Origin of the sequence: Candidatus Uabimicrobium helgolandensis, from assembly GCF_041508025.1 — a bacterium.
GTDB lineage: Bacteria > Planctomycetota > Uabimicrobiia > Uabimicrobiales > Uabimicrobiaceae > Uabimicrobium > Uabimicrobium helgolandensis.
Window position 1 is genome coordinate 1,947,323 of record NZ_CP165719.1, and the last position, 15,401, is coordinate 1,962,723.

Consider the following 15,401-nt stretch of genomic DNA (forward strand, 5'->3'; position numbering starts at 1 on the left):
AATGGCAAGAAACGACGTTAATCTTTTCTGGAAAACACCACCACAAACCCAAGACGATTTTTTAGCGCTAGGTAACAAGTTTTTCCGCTACTTAAAACAAATAAACTACTCGCAGCAAACCATAGATGCTTACCGCATCCATTTACGCCTTTTTGTTCTATGGTGCAACAATCGCTCGATCTTCACTCCCAAAGAAATCAACCATTTTACAATGGATATCTACCAATTAATAAGGGTGCAGACCTTTTTCATTTTAAATAAGGGTGTCAGACCTTTTTCACGGAGGCAAGCTTATATATACAAATAAAGACTTTGTTGATTGGATAATCAATGGAATTTAAGAAAAAGAGAATAGTAGCGAAAATAGTAGTTGAATAAAAATTCAATTATGAGGAAATTGTGTGCAGAAGATGTAACATTAAGGAGTTATTCACAGACTTTGAGCATTGTCGATGTTCGCAATCATTTTGCTCTGGGATTACAGTAGAACAGCTTGCTAACTAGTATCGATATTCATTTTTCTGAGAGTATATATTTCCTTTTCTTCCGTCTTGTAATTTTTTCGTTTTTCATAGTATTTATGATTGGCATGTTCTTGAATAATATTTTGTACAAATTGTTTTGAGCCGTATATGATGCCATAAGTGAGTGGCTGTTGTTTTTTCAGTAAGCCTTTTTCTTCCATAGCTGATTGCATTATTTGGCGGTATTTTTTTTGTCTTTGTTTAGGTGAAGAACCTAGCTGTAAATATTGCTCATGGTAATCTATTTTTAAAATACCTTTTCCATATGCATGTTGTCTATAACTAGAGTATTTCCAATCTTTAGGATGTTTAGTTACGCCGTTTCTTGTCATATTTAATTCAACGTAAAACAGACAGTTCATGTAGTATTCTTCTGATTCTATGATAGTTGAATGGTATCTTCCTGTCCAAAAATGCCCTGTTTTTCGATGTTTCTTATTGTATGCTTTTGCAAAATGACCTTGGCTATACTGCATAAAGAGAGATAAGTTTTTGTTTCGCGGTGTACCTAGAATCAAATGAATATGGTTACTTGTAATACAGAATCCATGAATACTTACATCGTACTTATCTCGCGCTTTGTCTAGTATTGTGAGGTAAAGATCAAAGTCTTCATTCTCGTTAAAAAAATACTGGCGATTATTACATCGTGCCACAACATGGTAGACTCCGCCAACATAAATTAATCTTGGAGCACGCATTTTTTCTCCTATTCTTAAGTTATCGAAAATTAATTCTTATTATATTGCATTGCTCGACAACTTTAGATAGCGTAGCGTAGATTTTAAACGTTAGAAAACATTCGGAAAAGATGATTGAAAGACCTCAAAAGCATATATTTAGATTTATGCTTTTGAGATCTTTGTCGAATCAATTAGCTCTGACACAACTGAATGACATTCATGCCAGCGGTAGCCAATAAAGCATTAGTTTTTTTGCTCTGACACAATTTTGCTCTAGCACTAGGAAGGATAAGGATTAACAAGGAAGAAATTGATAAAATCAATAAAATTATAGAACGTAGAATGCAATTTCTTCAGGAGAGCAATGTCGATGCATTTTGCGAAAAGGTTTCTGATTGGCCTACCACATCAAATTTAATATCGTTTGTTGGCACATTAGGAATATCTATATATGTTTTTTCCAAGGCAACAGCAACTTCGGTTATTAAAAAACGCTTAGTTGGTATTAGCTTTGGTTTCGCTATTTGGTATGGGATTTTCGGTAGAAACACTGCGGGTGCAATTGATAAATTACCTCAATTAAATAGGGAAGATGTGAACATTATACCTCGTGAAATAGAACTTCGCCCAAGAATTTTTCCTGCTAGTGCAACTGAAAAGAAAGATCATTTTTCATACAGAAATAATTAGAACAGTATTTTCATTAGGAGCAGAAATGACAAATACAAGAAGTTTCACACTGATGCAAATTAGCATCGTTGTTTCTATTGTCTCTACAACTATTGCAATATTTTTACCACCTTCTGTGATGTCCTTAATTTATATTGATTCAGCAAAAATAAGAACAAGGGCAACTATTTCAAAAAATTGTCACCAAGTATTTATGTATTTTAGAAAGTATAATCGATTACCAACCTCTTTAGATGAATTATCTGTAAATATACAAGATGAGTGGGGAAACAAAATAACTTACAAAATAATAGACAAAAAAAAAATATTAATGCAAAGTTTAGGTTTGAATAACAAAAAAGGAGGAGAAGAAAACAATAAAGATATTATAGTTATTTTTGATTTAGAGTTTCATAGCTACAATTGGCAGTAAATAAAGATAATTAAGATAAAGATTAAAATAAGGGTGTCAGACTTTTTTCATGGAATTAAAGTATGTCAATCAGGAGAAAGGTATGAAGATTACAAAAGGAAAAACACTAAAAGAAGTAGAGCCGTACACACAGTATAAGGGCTGCACTTTTTATCTTGAAGGTGAACTTAATCTTAATCATTTTGTAGGAACTACGTTTGATAACTGTTCGTTTCGTGGTGGAGAAACGCGTATTAATCTGAGTAACAGAGAATTAACGAAAATTCCTAATATGGTTTTTCAAATATCTTCTCTTGTATGGCTAAATCTACGTAGCAACAATATAAGTGAAATACCAAAAGAAATCGGACGACTTTCTTCTCTTAAAAATTTATATTTATATGGTAACAATATTAGCGAAATACCAGAAGAAATTGGACAACTTTCTTCTCTTGAAATACTAAATGCTCAGAATAATAATATAAGTAAAATATCAAAAAAAATTGGGCAACTTTCTTCTCTCAATACCTTAGATCTACAGAGTAATAAGATAAGTGAAATACCAAAAGAAATCGGACAACTTTCTTCTCTCAAAAATCTACATCTAAACAACAATTGGATCAACAAAATACCAAAAGAAATCGAACAACTCTATTCTCTTAGGAACTTATATCTACAGAGTAATAAGATTAGCGAAATACCAAATAAAATTGGACAACTTTCTTCTCTCAATACCTTAGATCTACAGAGTAATAAGATAAGTGAAATACCAAAAGAAATCGGACAACTTTCTTCTCTCAAAAATCTACATCTAGGCAAAAATCAAATTGACGAAATACCAAAAGAAATTGGACGACTTTCTTCTCTTGAAAGTCTACATCTAAACAACAATCAAATTAGCGAAATACCAAAAGAAATTGGGCAACTCTCTTCTCTTGAAGAGCTATATCTATGCGTTAACAATATAAGTAAAATACCAAAAGAAATTGAACAACTTGCTCCTCTCAATATTCTACATCTAGGCAGTAACCAAATTAAAAAAATACCAGGTTGGCTAAAAAGAGACGAGTTTTCCCTAGATATACATTAATTTTGGTGCCAGAGAGCGTCCAGTTCATAATAAGGGTGCCAGACCTTTTTTGCGGAGACAAACTTTTTTTAAATAAGGGTGTCAGACCTGAATGTCATTCAGTTAAGCTTATGAGCGAGTAAAAATTAGGTATACAAAGGTAATTGAAAAAAGAAATCTTTCTTCCTAAAATGGTTAAATCAGAAAAAACAAAAACCAAGAAGGAAGAAAGAGATGAAATTATACAGAAGAAACGCCTTTGAAAAAATAGAAAAAAAATTTGCAGAAGAACAAGGCTTACCATTCATAAAACTACTAAGAAAAAATTTAATAGAAGAAGTGATAAAAGAAGAGAAAATCAAGTATCGAAGTAGAGTATTTACACCAGCAATAACATTGTGGGCATTTCTATCGCAAATATTATCAGATAACAATAGTTGTGAAGAAACGGCGGGAAGAGTGAGGGCATTTTTTACGAAACAAAATAAGAAAATGAGTTCAATATGCGCAAGCGCTTACTGTCAAGCAAGGCAAAGGCTACCTAAAAATTTGATATCGAAATTAGTGAGTAAAGTTGTCGCAGAAACGAGGGAAGAACTACCAAAAGAAAGATTATGGAGAGGACGGCGAGTAGCGATAGTTGATGGCAGTTGTATCAATGCACCAGATACAATTAAGAATCAAGAAATGTATCCTCAAATCAAAAGCCAAAAAGAAGGTTGTGGCTTCCCAATTATCAGAATAGCAGTGGCTTTTTGCTTAGCAACAGGAATGGTAATTAAAATTCGTTTTGCCAATTATTCTATTCATGAAAGAGTTTTATTTCGCCGTTTATATGAAAACCTTGAACAAGGAACAGTTGTTTTAGGTGACAGAGGATGTTGTTCTTATTGTGATTCTGCCTACCTTCAATATCTTTATAAGCATGATTTTGTTTTTCGTGTTAGAGGTAAAGCCAATACTCGCTTAGCAAATACTACTTATATTGTTGAAAAACAAGAAATAAAAAAATGGCATCGCCCTAAGAGACTACCTGATTGGGTTGAAATGCCATATTTAATTCCTGAATCAATGGAAGTTCGCCTTGTTCAGTACAAAGTTAATACTCCTGGCTTTCGTTCCAAAGAGTTTATCATAGTCACTTCTCTACTTGATTTTGACGCATATACTTTTGGAGATATTGCGCAGTTGTACTTTCTTCGATGGAATGCAGAGCTTTATCTACGTACTTTGAAAACTAATATGTGCATGGAAAAACTAAAAGGCAAAACGCCTGATATATTGTATAAAGAAATCTATGCCTATGTTTTAGCCTACAACCTTATCCGTCTTGTTGTTTTTCATACTGCTGTTGCACACAACCATATTCTTTATTTAGTTAGTTTTAGGCATTCTCAATACTCAATTCTTTCTTTCCTTGAGCAGATGAGATCTAGTTCTATCGCGGCGCAAAACTTTTTGTTTAAAGCACTTATTTTGGATATTTCAAAAAAGCTTTTACCTGTCCGTACTACTATGCGTGTAGAACCTCGTCGGATTAAACAACGAATGAAGAGATTTACTTTACTTACTAAGCATCGTAACGAGTACAAAGTCCTTATTATTCAAGGGATTAGTACTGAAAAACCTTAGCTTAACTGAATGGCATTAGTGTCAGACCTTTTTCACGGAGGCAAGCTTATATATACAAATAAAGACTTTGTTGATTGGATAATCAATGGAATTTAAGAAAAAGAGAATAGTAGCGAAAATAGTAGTTGAATAAAAATTCAATTATGAGGAAATTGTGTGCAGAAGATGTAACATTAAGGAGTTATTCACAGACTTTGAGCATTGTCGATGTTCGCAATCATTTTGCTCTGGGATTACAGTAGAACAGCTTGCTAACTAGTATCGATATTCATTTTTCTGAGAGTATATATTTCCTTTTCTTCCGTCTTGTAATTTTTTCGTTTTTCATAGTATTTATGATTGGCATGTTCTTGAATAATATTTTGTACAAATTGTTTTGAGCCGTATATGATGCCATAAGTGAGTGGCTGTTGTTTTTTCAGTAAGCCTTTTTCTTCCATAGCTGATTGCATTATTTGACGGTATTTTTTTTGTCTTTGTTTAGGTGAAGAACCTAGCTGTAAATATTGCTCATGGTAATCTATTTTTAAAATACCTTTTCCATATGCATGTTGTCTATAACTAGAGTATTTCCAATCTTTAGGATGTTTAGTTACGCCGTTTCTTGTCATATTTAATTCAACGTAAAACAGACAGTTCATGTAGTATTCTTCTGATTCTATGATAGTTGAATGGTATCTTCCTGTCCAAAAATGCCCTGTTTTTCGATGTTTCTTATTGTATGCTTTTGCAAAATGGCCTTGGCTATACTGCATAAAGAGAGATAAGTTTTTGTTTCGCGGTGTACCTAGAATCAAATGAATATGGTTACTTGTAATACAGAATCCATGAATACTTACATCGTACTTATCTCGCGCTTTGTCTAGTATTGTGAGGTAAAGATCAAAGTCTTCATTGTCGTTAAAAAAATACTGGCGATTATTACATCGTGCCACAACATGGTAGACTCCGCCAACATAAATTAATCTTGGAGCACGCATTTTTTCTCCTATTCTTAAGTTATCGAAAATTAATTCTTATTATATTGCATTGCTCGACAACTTTAGATAGCGTAGCGTAGATTTTAAACGTTAGAAAACATTCGGAAAAGATGATTGAAAGACCTCAAAAGCATATATTTAGATTTATGCTTTTGAGGTCTTTGTCGAATCAATTAGCTCTGACACAACTGAATGACATTCATGCCAGCGGTGGCCAATAAAGCATTAGTTTTTTTGCTCTGACACAATTTTGCGTAGCTAATATCTAAAACCTCGCTATATTTTAATTTGTTTTCAAAGGAACAGTAGATAGCAATAAAGTGGTACATAGAGCAATACCATCAATTTAAAGAAAATTCAGTATTTATAAGGGCCAGATAACCAAAGTAGGTTTTCACTCCTTAAAAATGCTGAATTTGGAAAATAACTTAATAATTCTAACCAATATTAACGCTTTTGTCCTAGTTTTCGATTAGATAAATATCAAGATCGTTATATTTTACTATTTCACAACGTCGTCTTTTCAAAAGCGATAGCTTTACTTTGGTGCTGTTCCTCCTGAAAACGTTAGATGTATCTTAAGTTGATGGTTATTAGGCGCATAGGAAAGAGATGGTCTAGAGTATTAACAACAAAAATAAAAATCCTCTGAAATGAAAAATTTATAAGTTATCCAGTATTTGCAATTTAGAGATATCTTTATCTATAAATGTTTTAAGTAAATAGGAATTAAAATGAACATAAGTTTAGAAACACTAAATAATTATTTTGAAAATCATTATAAATTTATATGTACAAGGCAAACTATTAAGAATCAAAGCCTAGACATAGAAGTTGCAATTAATAGAGTATGGGGTTTGGAAGTTTTTCCTAGTTTTTCAAATCATTTTTGTTTTGCTGTATACGAAAGTAATGAATATTCTGTAATTTCAATGTTAATAGAAAAAAAATCACTAAGTGAATATTCACAGGATATTGATATAAAAGATTTTTTAGATAATCCAGATAAGTATTCAAGAATACGTGATAAGTCAGATTTTATTTTCGAACAAGTAGTTGTTTCTTCATCATATATAAGTGATATAGGTAAAGCTCTTACTAAAATTAACTTATCTTTTTCTAAAAAAAATTATCTTGCAATGGATGGAACAAGCTATTTGTTTAAAGTGCGTTTAAATCAAGAAGAACTAAATTTATCGTTTCACAGTGCTGCTTTAACAAAGTATAAAAAGTTATTGGCTACATGCGCCAATACAATAAAGCATGTGTGTCAAAATTCAAGTTCTCCGTTAGTGAAAAATAGGATTTCTGAATGGATAAACACATTTTAAGAATAGGGGAGCATAAAAAACCGAGGACACACCTGTGAAATTCTAGTACCAGACTCAGTAACTGATGACACTAAGGTTTTTCTTCGTAGTTGTTTATGATAAATAATGCGTTGGATTTAGTGACGTTATTTCTGAAAAAAATATATATTAGTATTAAATTTTCAAACTAATAAAAAAGTGTGCAATTTAATTTGCACGCTTTTTTATTTATAGAATGCTAAATTTACTATAAGGGTGTCAGACCTTTTTTACGGAGACAAACTTATATATACAAATAAAGATTTTGTGGATGAATAATGGCATTATGGCATTCGTGTCAGACCTTTTTTACGGAGACAAACTTATATAAAAAAAAGGGGGACAGACCTTTTTTAAACTAAGGGTGTCAGACCTTTTTCACGGAGGCAAACTTATATATACAAATAAAGACTTTGTTGATTGGATAATCAATGGAATTTAAAATAAGGGTGTTATTGTAACTTGTCAGACTAGTATTATTTCGTCGTACAGCGGATGTCAGATCGCATTCTGACTATTGCACATAAATTTACGTATCCTAGTATTTTGTTAAGTTGGTTGTTACAAATATATACGGTTTTATTAGGGGCAAAAATGTCAAAAAACAAATTTTCTCTTACTCATTTACTAATAGTCGTTTTTATTGTATTTCTGTTTTTAACTCTCAGTTCACATTTGTTACTAAGTTCACTTGTGACAACTGTCGACTACTTTGCAAATACAAAAATTAGAATACAAGAAAATTGTAAAATTATTAATATATTGTTTGAAACAACTAAAACGCTCCCAAATGGTTTAGATGAAATTCCTCATGAATATCTTGAAAAATATCTTCGATTCAAGCGATTCGATTGTTGGGAAAATAAGTTAATTTATAATAAAATTGACGATAATCGATATACAATGAAAAGTTTAGGAGCTGACAAAAAGTTAAGTGTAGATGATATTGAATTTGCTGTTAATGCCCAGCTAGGTACGATTAAAATTAACAAAAAAAAATAGAATGTTTAAGTTGGGATTGTGGTTATTACGAGTCTGGCATGAATGTCATTCAGTTAACGATAAGTCGTTTAATATAAAAATCTTATGTTGATCAGCGAACATCTTTATTGTCGTTTTCCACTTGACCCTAAATTCAGTACACTGATACAGCAGAGGAATTTCTTACTCTTATGAAAGTTCTCATGTATATTTTAAATTTATACTTCGCTCTAAATATACATTAAATCCGAAACAAGAAAATAATGTAAGTATAAGTAAATCAATACATTATAGAATTATCTTTTCTCTTAACTGAATGGCATTCAGTTAACCGAGATTTGGTAAATCGTTTTTTTATAAGGGTGTCAGACCTGAATGCCATTAAGTTAAGTTAACGTCCGTCGGCGTGAATCCCTTGACAAATGAGCTTTCTATAGTAATTTCGATTCTGCGTGAGAAGGGTAAATCTCTTCATGCGGCGTTTGATTCTTCGAGGCTCCACGCGAAGCATAGTTTAAAATAAGGGTGTCAGACCTTTTTCACGGAGGCAAGCTTATATATACAAATAAAGACTTTGTTGATTGGATAATCAATGGAATTTAAGAAAAAGAGAATAGTAGCGAAAATAGTTTAAATAAGGGGGTCAGACCTTTTTCGCTGAGGCAAACTTAATACACAAAATGAAAGTTTTATCGGTTTGATAATTTACAAGATACAGGAAAAAGAGAATAACAGAGAAAATAGTAATTGAATTTTTATTCAAAATAAGGGTGTCAGACCTTTTTCATGGAGACAAACTTATAAAGTTTAATTATATACAAATAAAGATTTTGTGGATTAAAATAAGGGTGTCAGACCTTTTTCATGGACGCACATACTCATCCAAATGGAAATTTTTCACCGAGTTCAGCTGATATAAATACCTATATTGATCATATATTGTTGACCGGTAAACCACAAACACTAAATATATATGCTAGAAGATTAGAAGACTGTGTGCCTACTTTGAAAGAATATTCTTTCCAAGAGATTCTTCAGTATACGGTATTTCTTGGACTAAAAGATGTTGACCTTAAGAAGATGAATGAAGCTGCAAAAATTATTAACAAATAAAAAATAAATACTATAAATGTTACTGTTTGTGAATGAAAATGTAACAGTAACATTTTCCAAGAGACAACCAACATAAAACTTAAACAACGAAAGTATACAATATGAAAATAGGATTTGATTTACTAACTAATTATTCTAATGAAAGTTATCCTTTCTCATGTGCGAAAAGAGTTATTAAAAACAAAAATAAAAACATAGAAGTATATTTTTATCGTATATGGGGAATAGAAGTATCTCCTAGTTTCTCAAATGCGTTTTGTTTTGTGGTGTATGAAAGTGATAAATATTGTGTATTGGCTATTCTGATGGAGAAAAAATCATTGTTTGAACGCAATAAAAATTTAGATCTTATGGAACTTATAAAAAAATCCGATCTTAAAATAGACTTAAATAATATTGATAATATTCTCGAAAATCCAGAGAAATACTGCTTAATAAAGCTTACTAAAGATGATTTTATCTTTCAACAATATGTAGTTGATTCTAAAAAAGTTGAGGATATAAGTTCAACTTTCTTAAAAACAAATCTGTCTTTTGAACCTAATAATAAAGTTGGAGAAGATGGGATTTATTATAACTTTAAGATGTGTCTAGTTAGGGAGTCAATTGATTTATCTTTTCATAGCTGCAATATTAGTAAATATGAACCTTTACTAAATCAATGCATAAAGATAGCTAAATTAATTAGTGAAAGATCTAAGAATACAACTGTTAAAATGCAACTTAAAAATTGGATGAATTTATTCAAAAGGTCTTCTGTATAAAAATAAAAGTATGCGATATCGCATACTTTGAGAGAGTAGAATAAATATGAAGTCGACGCGACACGCCTTCTAACCGTTGCCAGCTAGAAAATAAGGGTGTCAGACTTTTTTCGTGGCATATAATCTTCATGCCAGACTCACCCCAAAACTAAAAGCGCACAATGAATATTGATAGAGTGTCAGACCTTTTTCATGGAGACAAACTTATAAAGTTTAATAAGGGTGCAGACCTTTTTCACGGAGGCAAGCTTAAATGACATTCGAATGACATTCGTGTGACATTCGTGTCAGCGGTAGCTAATGAGGCATTAGTTTTTTTTGACATGAAACTGAATCACAATAGAATAGTTAGTGCAAAGTACCTAATATAAGGGTGTCAGAATATAAGGGTGTCAGACCTTTTTTACGGAGACAAAATTATATATACAAATAAAGATTTTGTGGATGAATAATCAATGGAATTTAAGAAAAAGAGAATAATAGCGAAAATAGTAGTTGAATAAAAATTCAATTATGAGGAAATTGTGTGCAGAAGATGTAACATTAAGGAGTTATTGACAGACTTTGAGCATTGTCGATGTTCACAATCATTTTGCTCTGGGATTAGAATAACTTACTAACTAGTATCGATATTTGTTTTTCTTAGAGTATATATTTCGTTTTCTTGCGTCTTGTAATTTTTTCGTTTTTCATAGTATTTATGATTGGCATGTTCTTGAATAATATTTTGTACGAATTGCTTTGAGCCGTATATAATGCCATAAGTGAGTGGCTGTTGTTTTTTCAGTAAGCCTTTTTCTTCCATAGCTGATTGCATTATTTGACGGTATTTCTTTTGCCTTTGTTTAGGTGTAGAACCTAGATGTAAATATTGTTCATGATAATCTACTTTTAAAATACCTTTTCCGTATGCATGCTGTCTATAACTAGAGTATTTCCATTCTTTAGGATGTTTAGTTACACCGTTTCTGGTCATATTTAACTCAACGTAAAACAGGCAGTTCATGTAATATTCTTCTGATTCTATAATAGTTGAATAATATCTTCCTGTCCAAAAATGCCCTGTTTTTCCATGTTTTTTATTGTATGCTTTTGCAAAATGACCTTGGCTATACTGCATAAATAGAGATAAATTCTTGTTTCGTGGTGTACCTAAAATCAAATGAATATGATTACTTGTCATACAGAATCCATGAATATTTACATCGTACTTATCTCGCGCTTTGTTTAACATTGCGAGGTAGAGATCAAAGTCTTCATTGTCGTTGAAAAAATACTGGCGATTATTACATCGTGCCACAACATGGTAGACTCCACCAACATAAATTAATCTTGGAGCACGCATCTTTTCTCCTATTCTTAGTTATCAAAAATTAATTATTATTATATCACCTTGCTCGACAACTTTAGTCAGAGTAGACTTTAGATATTAGAAAGCGTTCGGAAAAGATAATTGTTTGGTAAAATTTGGGACCAGACTCAATAATAGTGATTACAATACGACTTATCAATCAAGAAACTTACAAGTAAAACGTTAATTTACAGATGATTTTTTCGATCCTGAACCAGAAATAGAGTTACCCCCTCTGGCTTTTCCGGTATCTTTCCAAATACAAGCATCAAAATTTCCTTACATTATGATATTATCAACAGGAGAAAGAGGAGATATACATACTATGGGAATGATAAAATATAGAATGATCATCCATCTTGGGAATTATGCGTGAATAAAAAAAGAAATCAAATTATCGAAGTGTTAAATAATTTACTGAAAGAACTTATTGCAGATTATAAATTTAATTTAGACTCTTGCAGTACCGGAAGTATGGGTGAATGGTATGCTCTGTTTACAAACGAAGAGTTATCCCTTGAAGTTTTTCATGATAGAGGTGATTGTGAGTATATTCAAGTAAAATCAAAGATAAGACGCCGGCCAAGAGCACATTTACGTGGATTCTCTCTAAGTCATATTAGAGGGTTTTTGGAGGGAAAAGAGGATCATTATGTTTTTGAAAGTTTAGAAGAAGAAGTTAAGTGGCTTATCAAAAATAAAGAAAAAGTACTAGATCCTAGTTTTATTAATCTAGATGAGCTAAATAAGTGGACGATAAAAGCTGCTCGAAAGTTACTTGGATAGAAATCTAAAAGAAAATATAAGTTCTGTCGCAAATTATATTTTTAACAAAATAATGAGGAATAAATAATTGTTGTAATTCTAAAATAACACTATGAAGAAAATGAGCGTCAGACTGTTAGAGAAAACGAGTGCCAGTGTAATTCTAAAATAACATATGAAGAAAATGAGCGCCAGACTGTTAGATAAAACGAACGCCGGACTGAAAAAATAACTTAAGAAATTATTTCCCACATAGCGAATGCAACCAGTACCAAACGAATGCAGGGAAAATGAGTGCAAAATGAGCGTCAGACTGTTATAAAACGAGCGCCAGACTGAAAAAATAACTTAAGGGATTATTTCCACAATGTTATTTATAATACGTTTAGTATTATTTTTTATATCAATAGAAAATATAGCGTCTTGCCCCATTTGAATATGACTATCTGTGTGAAATGTACTTTTAATTCTTGGGAATATACATAGCTTATAGTTAGTAAAAATATCATATAATCTCGTTTAATTTTCCTTTACTACCGATAACTATGAATTGTAGGTTCTATTTCTTTCGTAATAAGTCATCGTGATCAATAAGTACTTCAACAATTTCTTTATTGTCACATTCTCTTGCATATTGCAAAGCTGTTCCTTAGTTCAAAACACGTTTTTATGTTTTGGCTCGATTCATTAAATAAATTTTTGTATTCTGCGATTTTTGCTTTTCTTGTACTTTACGAATCTGGTATTTATTGTGAACATATCTGTACAAACAATGAATCAGTGGCAGCGAAACTAGTTTCCTCTAAAAAGCCCCATCTCATAAAGCCAATAAACACAATATCCTTTTTTGGATAGACAAATTGAGATAGTATTAGGACCCTGTTTCATGTATGCTGTAATGTCAAATTCATCGCAGTGCGAACTTGCTGGACCAGGATTAAAATCTTCAACAGCTAATAAATCATTCACGTAAATGTTTATAGGAGCATAATCTTTTCCACTGTGATGTGCAGACAAATGCCTGAGCCCTAAAATACATGGGTCATACTTTTTTTGGGTATTGACATTCATTGAAAAATGATATTCAAAGTTGTTTATAGGTAAGTAATCTTTTTGCGAAGATATTGATTTTTTTATAACGGTACCGGTCTTTTTATCGACAAGGTCACAATTTACAATTTCAACTCCTACAAATGCGCGATCCCAATCTAGAGACTTAACTGATTTTATCTTCACTGCCGGCTTTCGTTTTTCAGCCACAGGCTTCGGTTTTTCAGCCACAGGCTTCGATTTTTCAACCACAGGCTTCGATTTTTCAGCCACGAGCTCAGATTCAGGTGTTTTTGCGATATTATCATTTGATTGTGATGAATAGATTCCTATCGTTAGCGCAAGCAAGAATCCCATAAACAACACGAATATAGCGTTAACAACCATAACACTGTTGTTAGTTTTCTTTCTCTTTCTTTCCAGAGATTTCGCTCTTGTCCTTCGAGTAATGTTACTACTAGTTTTGGGACGTTTATTCTGTAGCTTCTGTAGCTTCTGTAAGTCATTTGCCATTGTTCGGCAACTTTGATAGCGATAATTCTTTTGCTTTGAGAGCGCTTTTTTACATACCTCTTCAAGCTCTTTAGGTATTTTACTATTGATTTCGCACAATGGAACGGGCTGTTTGTTGAGTATATAGTTAAGTAAAGATAAATGACTTTTTACGCTAAAGATAGGTTGCCTAGCCAGGAGTTCATAAAGAATAGCACCTATAGAATATTGATCACTTTGCGCTGTTGTCGCAGAGTGAAGCCCCTCTACTTGTTCGGGAGCCATATAACGTAAAGTCCCCATCATAACCCCAGTTTTTGATAACTGTTCACTTGTTTCCTCTACCTTTGCAAGACCAAAATCCATTATAATTGGTTTGCCGTTATCAATCATTATATTTGCGGGCTTTAAATCGCGATGAATAACGCCTTGCTTATGAGCATAATCCATAATCTCACATATTTGTACCACAATTTGCATACTTTGTTTTATAGTAAGTGGATTTTTTTGTAGTAGTTCTTTTAAGGATACTCCACATACTAAATCCATAGTAAAAAACATTCGCCCTTCGTAGTTACCAATATCGTACGATTTGACAATGCCAGGATGGTTCAATTTGGCCATAGTTTGCGCTTCACGCTGAAAACGTTTGGCCATTTCAGATGTCACTTCGCCTACTGCGTTTAGTTTTAGCGCTATTTCTACTTGCATATTAGGATCAAAAACTTTGTATACTTTGCCCATACCTCCTTGCCCAAGCACGGAAATAATTTTATAACGACCAATGTATTCGGGGTTTTTGGGGAACTTAAGTAATTGAAAGGTGCTATGGCTCACTTGAGTGTTGTTTTGCGCCACAACATTGGGCGTATCTGTCGCCATGGTTAAGGAGTTGCCATTAACTTGTAAATTACGACACTGCTTTGCATGTTGGCTAATTTTATTGAATTGGTTTTGATCAATGTATTTTTTATAAAGTAACCATTGAGAATACAATATATGATGCTGGGAACATTCAATAAGATACTCTTTTAAATAATGTTCTTGCAAAATACCATTGCGAACGCCTATTTCATTGAAGGCAATATTCTGATTTTTATACACGCTGAATTCCTTAATACAGCTATAATACAATTTACTACATCACACTCTAAAATGATCCTATCTATAACATTACAGTGTAAATTGTAAATATTCTAGTATTATAATTTTTTTACAAAAGTACATTTTCAATTAAATTTTTCAAAAGTACCCAGTTGTCCAAATATCTCTTGCTTTATTCGTAATGTAACTTCCGTATCCATGCCAAAAACAATCTCGACAATATCATGGAATAATAACCATTCATACGCGATGCTTTACTACCAAACGAACGGATTATTGGAGAATTAAGTTTTATAGGCTCTCAATAATGCCTTTCCAATTAGTCATAATTGATACTATAAATAAAACAATTAACTAGAAATAGTTGAGCGCGATAGCAACATGTCAAAACTATAAACTAGTTGGTAGGCCAAGATCTTTGATTAATAGAATTATAATATATGCAAGAAATGTTGAAAAAACA

At 32.1% G+C, this 15,401-nt stretch carries 14 protein-coding genes; 10 read left to right on the forward strand and 4 right to left on the reverse strand.

All coding sequences use genetic code 11. The features are described from left to right. Nucleotide 1: 1 nt before the first annotated feature. Nucleotides 2–307 (forward strand): hypothetical protein, encoded by a 306-nt coding sequence (locus UABHE_RS07175; protein WP_372369569.1) that lies wholly within the window; start codon nt 2–4, stop codon nt 305–307. Nucleotides 308–496: 189 nt separating this feature from the next. On the opposite strand, the gene UABHE_RS07180 is transcribed toward UABHE_RS07175, so the two are convergent. Beyond that, entirely contained in the window at nt 497–1,225 is a 729-nt protein-coding gene (locus UABHE_RS07180; protein WP_372369570.1) for a transposase, read from the reverse strand. A 324-nt stretch (nt 1,226–1,549) separates the two neighbouring features. Here UABHE_RS07180 and UABHE_RS07185 point away from each other — a divergent pair, with 324 nt between their 5' ends. From UABHE_RS07185 to UABHE_RS07200, 4 genes are all read left to right on the forward strand, one after another. Then, the gene (locus tag UABHE_RS07185; protein ID WP_372369571.1) at nt 1,550–1,897 is read left to right on the forward strand and encodes a hypothetical protein; all 348 of its coding nucleotides are present in this window, start codon (nt 1,550–1,552) and stop codon (nt 1,895–1,897) included. 25 nt (nt 1,898–1,922) lie between these two features. Further along, nucleotides 1,923–2,309, forward strand: a complete 387-nt coding sequence (locus tag UABHE_RS07190; RefSeq protein WP_372369572.1) for a hypothetical protein — start codon at nt 1,923–1,925, stop codon at nt 2,307–2,309. An 82-nt stretch (nt 2,310–2,391) separates the two neighbouring features. Beyond that, nucleotides 2,392–3,378 (forward strand): leucine-rich repeat domain-containing protein, encoded by a 987-nt coding sequence (locus UABHE_RS07195; RefSeq protein ID WP_372369573.1) that lies wholly within the window; start codon nt 2,392–2,394, stop codon nt 3,376–3,378. Nucleotides 3,379–3,591: 213 nt separating this feature from the next. Further along, entirely contained in the window at nt 3,592–4,989 is a 1,398-nt protein-coding gene (locus UABHE_RS07200; RefSeq protein WP_372367193.1) for an IS4 family transposase, read from the forward strand. A 251-nt stretch (nt 4,990–5,240) separates the two neighbouring features. Here UABHE_RS07200 and UABHE_RS07205 read toward each other — a convergent pair whose 3' ends face one another. Further along, the gene (locus tag UABHE_RS07205; protein ID WP_372369574.1) at nt 5,241–5,969 is read right to left on the reverse strand and encodes a transposase; all 729 of its coding nucleotides are present in this window, start codon (nt 5,967–5,969) and stop codon (nt 5,241–5,243) included. Between the two features lie 734 nt (nt 5,970–6,703). Here UABHE_RS07205 and UABHE_RS07210 point away from each other — a divergent pair. The 4 genes from UABHE_RS07210 (at nt 6,704) to UABHE_RS07225 (ending at nt 10,176) form a co-directional block, all read left to right on the forward strand. After that, complete coding sequence (locus tag UABHE_RS07210) at nt 6,704–7,300, forward strand: hypothetical protein (protein WP_372369575.1); 597 nt, start codon at nt 6,704–6,706, stop codon at nt 7,298–7,300. Between the two features lie 612 nt (nt 7,301–7,912). Further along, the gene (locus tag UABHE_RS07215; protein ID WP_372369576.1) at nt 7,913–8,320 is read left to right on the forward strand and encodes a hypothetical protein; all 408 of its coding nucleotides are present in this window, start codon (nt 7,913–7,915) and stop codon (nt 8,318–8,320) included. 843 nt (nt 8,321–9,163) lie between these two features. Further along, nucleotides 9,164–9,412: a hypothetical protein gene (locus tag UABHE_RS07220; RefSeq protein ID WP_372369577.1), complete on the forward strand. Its 249-nt coding sequence runs from the start codon at nt 9,164–9,166 to the stop codon at nt 9,410–9,412. Between the two features lie 101 nt (nt 9,413–9,513). Further along, nucleotides 9,514–10,176 (forward strand): hypothetical protein, encoded by a 663-nt coding sequence (locus UABHE_RS07225; protein WP_372369578.1) that lies wholly within the window; start codon nt 9,514–9,516, stop codon nt 10,174–10,176. 616 nt (nt 10,177–10,792) lie between these two features. Here UABHE_RS07225 and UABHE_RS07230 read toward each other — a convergent pair. Then, a complete protein-coding gene (locus UABHE_RS07230) occupies nt 10,793–11,521 on the reverse strand; it encodes a transposase (RefSeq protein WP_372369579.1) in 729 nt (242 codons plus the stop codon). Between the two features lie 378 nt (nt 11,522–11,899). On the opposite strand from UABHE_RS07230, the gene UABHE_RS07235 reads away from it, so the two are divergent. Next, nucleotides 11,900–12,313, forward strand: a complete 414-nt coding sequence (locus UABHE_RS07235) for a hypothetical protein (RefSeq protein ID WP_372369580.1) — start codon at nt 11,900–11,902, stop codon at nt 12,311–12,313. Between the two features lie 771 nt (nt 12,314–13,084). Here the strand turns inward: UABHE_RS07235 and UABHE_RS07240 are convergent. Beyond that, nucleotides 13,085–14,938: a serine/threonine protein kinase gene (locus tag UABHE_RS07240; protein ID WP_372369581.1), complete on the reverse strand. Its 1,854-nt coding sequence runs from the start codon at nt 14,936–14,938 to the stop codon at nt 13,085–13,087. Between the last annotated feature and the right edge of the window lie 463 nt (nt 14,939–15,401).

Excerpts from the sequence above, each read along its gene's own strand:
- UABHE_RS07175 (WP_372369569.1), top strand. The coding sequence starts at position 2 with ATGGCAAGAAACGACGTTAATCTTTTCTGGAAAACACCACCACAAACC.
- UABHE_RS07180 (WP_372369570.1), bottom strand. The coding sequence starts at position 1,225 with ATGCGTGCTCCAAGATTAATTTATGTTGGCGGAGTCTACCATGTTGTG.
- UABHE_RS07185 (WP_372369571.1), top strand. The coding sequence starts at position 1,550 with ATGCAATTTCTTCAGGAGAGCAATGTCGATGCATTTTGCGAAAAGGTT.
- UABHE_RS07190 (WP_372369572.1), top strand. The coding sequence starts at position 1,923 with ATGACAAATACAAGAAGTTTCACACTGATGCAAATTAGCATCGTTGTT.
- UABHE_RS07195 (WP_372369573.1), top strand. The coding sequence starts at position 2,392 with ATGAAGATTACAAAAGGAAAAACACTAAAAGAAGTAGAGCCGTACACA.
- UABHE_RS07200 (WP_372367193.1), top strand. The coding sequence starts at position 3,592 with ATGAAATTATACAGAAGAAACGCCTTTGAAAAAATAGAAAAAAAATTT.
- UABHE_RS07205 (WP_372369574.1), bottom strand. The coding sequence starts at position 5,969 with ATGCGTGCTCCAAGATTAATTTATGTTGGCGGAGTCTACCATGTTGTG.
- UABHE_RS07210 (WP_372369575.1), top strand. The coding sequence starts at position 6,704 with ATGAACATAAGTTTAGAAACACTAAATAATTATTTTGAAAATCATTAT.
- UABHE_RS07215 (WP_372369576.1), top strand. The coding sequence starts at position 7,913 with ATGTCAAAAAACAAATTTTCTCTTACTCATTTACTAATAGTCGTTTTT.
- UABHE_RS07220 (WP_372369577.1), top strand. The coding sequence starts at position 9,164 with ATGGACGCACATACTCATCCAAATGGAAATTTTTCACCGAGTTCAGCT.
- UABHE_RS07225 (WP_372369578.1), top strand. The coding sequence starts at position 9,514 with ATGAAAATAGGATTTGATTTACTAACTAATTATTCTAATGAAAGTTAT.
- UABHE_RS07230 (WP_372369579.1), bottom strand. The coding sequence starts at position 11,521 with ATGCGTGCTCCAAGATTAATTTATGTTGGTGGAGTCTACCATGTTGTG.